This window comes from Cupriavidus necator, assembly GCF_040578825.1.
Classification (GTDB): domain Bacteria; phylum Pseudomonadota; class Gammaproteobacteria; order Burkholderiales; family Burkholderiaceae; genus Cupriavidus; species Cupriavidus necator_E.
Genome location: NZ_JBEFLI010000160.1, coordinates 1 through 2,880 on the forward strand (window position 1 = coordinate 1; position 2,880 = coordinate 2,880).

Sequence of the window (2,880 nt, forward strand, 5' to 3'; positions counted from 1 at the left end):
TCGCTGGAGTGGGGGCGGTGGCTAGTTGGTTGAGGTTGGTGATGGTGCCAGTTGGTGAAAGGAAGGGAAGTGAGGGGGCTGCGCAGTAACCGGGTATGTGCGTCATGGTTGCGGGGTAATGCTACGTTGACGCGAACAGGCGTGTAGGACGTTAGCTAGCCCAGCGGGCTAGTTGCTATATTCCGTGAGCAGATCACGTATCTCTTGCTTTGAGAGTTGGCCAGAGCCAAGAACGGCGGAGAGATCCTCTTTTACTTTCGGAATTTTTGCACCAGCCTCAAAGGCCCAGTAGCCGTAATTAAAGGCCTGATCATCATGAATCTTCTTATGGGCGTCGTACCATCGAGCTCCACTTTGATAACGATACCATTGCTTTAGGTAGTCCTTGATGTAGGGGACGACTGATTCCTTATCTTCCTGTTTGGCTTCAGGAATACATAGTTCGCTTCTTCATCCGGTACGGTGGCATCGTTGTATCGAGTGTCTTCCCAGAGCAAGCGCCACGTTGCAGGCAAGCCATTTTCTTCGGCATGGGCAGCCATATTAGGGGCGCTCGCCCCCCCATGCAGATAGCTCATCGTACCGATAGTAGGAAAGGGCCCCGCGGGTGTCTCAATCTGGCGGGACAGGCGGAACAGCTTTGGCTTGGGGGCGTCCACCGGTTCCCATATGCCTGAGCAGGGAATTGCACGACGGGAACGCACAAGTGTAGATATCTCAGGATCGGGAACATTTGGCAGGGGGTCAGGAAACGTCATCCGTTCCAGCGTTGCCCGTAGGAAATCATTGCAGAATGTTCGTGAATCTGCGTCAAGATAGCGAGGCTCCAGCACATTTGGTGCTATTTCTCTCCAGACTTCAATTAGGTCTGTGAGTGCGCTGTGAAATCGCCCCCACCCTGGTGTATTTTTTTCGTTGATGGGTGGGTGTTCGCCTGTTTCTATGCGCCACAGATAGGTATCCCAGTGACCGAGCGCTCGGTCAGCCATCGCAAATTCGCCATTGACATCAAACTTAAATACTCGTTTATCGCCGCTCCTGAGGCGGCGAACGCCTTCCTCGCAGTGCGCCAGCCCGTTCAGGATGAAAACATAATCGCTTTCAGAAATGAGTGAAGTGCTCTCGACACCCCGCTCGCTTGCAAGGCGCCTGCTATGCTCCGTGGTATCGGCCCATGCTTTGTAAAAGGAGAGGATGCGATTCCAGGCAGCGTGGGAGCTGATTTGCTTCAGCCAGAAGAAAATTTGTTTGCGCTCCGTCTCAGTTGGAAGTAGCAGAGCGGCGTTCGAGCTACGGGTCTCACTCATGGTGTGATGATTACCTCTCGGCTGTCCTTTGTTGCTTGCTCGCGTGTGCCGACGCGGGATGTCTGGACAAGCACGTCCCAAGCCGGAACATGCGCGTAACCCCAGACGCCATTGCTGTCCTTCCAGCCGGTGGGCAGAATTTGGAACGTGATGCCGGTGGCAGAGTCAACCCATGGCTCGGCCCTGCCGGACGCCATGACAGTTTCCCCGATCTTTCCCAGTTGGGTGGCTGTTTCTTCTCCAAGGAGAAAGTACGCTTGGGTGGCTCCGCCAGGCAAGTACTGACCCGGAATTCTTTCGCCCGCTTGTTCTGCTACCGTACCTACGACGGCCTTGGGCCCTACTGCATCGCCGACCCTGCCGACGACAAAGAATCCATCTCGATTGAACTCGTCGAGCACAGCAGCCTTTTCTCGCCATTCCTTCGCGGTCTTGGGCGCCGGTCCGAGACCCCACCACCTCCCGCCAGCGTAGCTACGGCTGACGGCCTGGCCATGCGTGGTACCAGCCGGCCCAAAGAAGCGAAACACCTCTTCGCCGGGCTTTAACTCACGATTGATCAGTCGACCGCTATAGGCGGCGACGGCCTCAAGGTTTCCCTTGCGATCAACCCGCTGGGTCAGGTCCGGATATTCAGGCGCGTGTCGATAGTATTTCTGGAAGAGATCGGGACGGTTTGCTGGAGCCTGATTCTGCTTCCATCCGCCCCGTGCCGAGCGCGCAGGCAATGGCCCACCTTCCACCAACCGCGCCTCATCCGCACGCGTGACGATCCGTTCGCCAGTAGCAACCTCGTGCAACGTCTTACGGCTGGTCGCCTCTCCTCCGGAACGCACATAGGCTTGTACTTCGCGGAGATACTGATCCAACTCCTTGATTGCCTCAGGGATCATCTCATTGCCCTTGGCCTTGAGTTGTGTAACGCCATTTCGTAACCCGTCAATTCTCTGTGCCAGGTTCGAAGGAAGTAAGGCACCAGCTTTGGCTTTTGCCTTTCCAAGTACTGCATGAATCGTGTTCATCAGGGCGCCGAATCTCTCAAGAATCGCAACTTGATGATCGGCGAAGCGCAGCTTCAGGAACCACCTTTCAACATTCCCCAAGTCCAACTGCCTACATCCGCGCAGATGGCACGAAACCGAGTAAATGACAGGCCCCCAGGTGGAGTGGAATGGCTGACCAATGGCATGGTTGCGTTTTAGAAACTAACTGACTGAGCTTTCGGCGCTCGAGGGGGCAGACAGGTATTTGTCTACCAGATTCGCGAGCTTGTCCTCGGACGGGTTGGGGTCGTGTCCGGGCGTGGGCGTCCTGTCCTTGCGCGTAAAGGCGCCGGGCATTGGGCCAAAACTGACCTGAACGGTACCGGTTGGCACTTCTTCGATAACCGCGCGGCCCTGTTTATCCAGCGTGCCTTGCCGTTCCGTGCCGTTGGCGAACTTGACGAAGTACCGGGCGCCCGCGAGGCCTTCATCATCGTGATAGCGATGGTCTAGCTCGAGTGTCGTGGCAGGCAGCATCCCCACCGGCAACGCCGCCAACTCCGCCGCCTGCCACGACACTCGAGCTAGAC

General features: G+C 56.5%; 3 protein-coding genes and 1 pseudogene. All 4 read right to left on the minus strand.

Features of this window, described 5'->3' with window-relative positions; translation table 11 throughout:
• Positions 1 to 168: 168 nt before the first annotated feature.
• Positions 169 to 435 (minus strand): PoNe immunity protein domain-containing protein, encoded by a 267-nt coding sequence (locus AB1I47_RS33580; RefSeq protein WP_354687959.1) that lies wholly within the window; start codon positions 433 to 435, stop codon positions 169 to 171.
• Complete coding sequence (locus AB1I47_RS33585; protein WP_354687957.1) at positions 375 to 1,307, minus strand: Imm71 family immunity protein; 933 nt, start codon at positions 1,305 to 1,307, stop codon at positions 375 to 377. Before AB1I47_RS33585 ends, AB1I47_RS33580 begins: the two co-directional genes overlap by 61 nt.
• Complete coding sequence (locus AB1I47_RS33590) at positions 1,304 to 2,410, minus strand: hypothetical protein (RefSeq protein ID WP_354687958.1); 1,107 nt, start codon at positions 2,408 to 2,410, stop codon at positions 1,304 to 1,306. Before AB1I47_RS33590 ends, AB1I47_RS33585 begins: the two co-directional genes overlap by 4 nt.
• Positions 2,411 to 2,512: 102 nt before the next feature.
• A pseudogene (locus AB1I47_RS33595) lies at positions 2,513 to 2,880 on the minus strand (type VI secretion system tip protein VgrG); the annotation flags it as partial.